The following is a 1,339-nucleotide window of genomic DNA, read 5'->3' on the forward strand; positions in this document are numbered from 1 at the left end:
GACCATATTCGCGCGCCTTCCAGGTCAGGTAGAAGGGGTCGATCGGTATGCAGTGACCGCCGAGGCCTGGACCAGGGTAGTAGGCGGTGAAGCCGAAAGGTTTGGTGGCTGCTGCATCGACAACTTCGAAGATGTCGATGCCCATGCGGTCGGCGACGATTTTCATTTCGTTGACCAAGCCGATGTTGACGGCGCGGTGGATGTTTTCCAGCAGCTTGGTCATTTCCGCTGCTTTGGTCGAGCTGACCTGTACCACTTGGTCGATGGCCTGCTCATACAGAGCAATAYCAACTTCTAGGCAAGCGGGGGTATGGCCGCCGATGACTTTCGGAATAGTGCGAGTTTCAAAGTTGGGGTTGCCCGGGTCTTCGCGCTCTGGCGAGTAGACCAGGAAAATGTTCTTGCCGACAGTTAGACCGCCTTCCTGTACGCGAGGTAGCAGTTCTTCCTCGGTGGTACCGGGGTAGGTGGTGCTTTCCAACGAGACCACTTGGCCCGCGCGCAAATAGGGTTTAAGCGCATCAGTGGTGTTGATCACGAAGCTCATGTCCGGCTCGCGATATTTGTTAAGGGGAGTCGGTACACAGAGAATCAGAGCATCGCATTCGCTAACACGACTGAAGTCGGTAGTAGCGCTAAAGCCGCTCTCGCGCGCGAGTTTAATCTTGCTTGCTGGAATGTGTTCTATATAGCTCTCGCCCGAGTTCAACTTGATTACTTTGCTTTCATCAATGTCAATACCCAACACTCGGAAGCCGATGGCGTTGTAACGCAGCATCAACGGCAGACCTACATAACCGAGGCCGACGATGCCGATGATAGCTTCCTTGCTTTTGAATTTTGCGATACTGGTTTCTTGGTGTTCGGACATAAGAAAGACTCGGATTGGTAGGGGTAAAGTTAAGAGTTCTGTCGGTGTATCGCCTGCGCTTGTTTATTACTTACCAGCGCAACGTTTCTACAGGTGACGGTCGCGACCTTTAATAGATATCTTTCGATAACAGCATGAAGGGCGTCTTTATCAGAATTTTCATATCCAGCCACAACGGCCAGTTATTGAGGTAAGTTGTTGGTTCTGCCTTTGGCACAAACCGTTGATGGTCTTGGCTTTCCCCTTATCTATGGCGGGGAGGGATTTGCCGTGGCCGATATTGAGGTTTGGGCACGCTACCGCCCCAGGATTTTTTGCTAGTCCCTGAAAGCGGTTGTATCTATTAATATGCCTGTATCATTTATTGCAGGTGCAGGAAGTACGGTACTCTGAACGCCCTTAGGGTCTCAGGGGCGCTCGCCTATCATTAAAAGCGGTGGTGAAAATTAAACGCTCTCTGACTTATAT

1 protein-coding gene and 1 pseudogene are annotated in these 1,339 nt (G+C 51.2%); both read right to left on the reverse strand.

Annotated features, from left to right (window positions below):
- The coding region (gene wbpA / locus ACXRVY_RS29495; protein WP_458239018.1) for a UDP-N-acetyl-D-glucosamine 6-dehydrogenase at positions 1 to 871 on the reverse strand (871 nt) is incomplete at its 3' end.
- A gap of 109 nt (positions 872 to 980) precedes the next feature.
- Positions 981 to 1,064: pseudogene (locus ACXRVY_RS29500) on the reverse strand (exopolysaccharide biosynthesis polyprenyl glycosylphosphotransferase); the annotation flags it as partial.
- Positions 1,065 to 1,339 lie beyond the last annotated feature (275 nt).

The sequence above is a fragment of the Pseudomonas sp. P5_A2_2 genome, assembly GCF_054177685.1.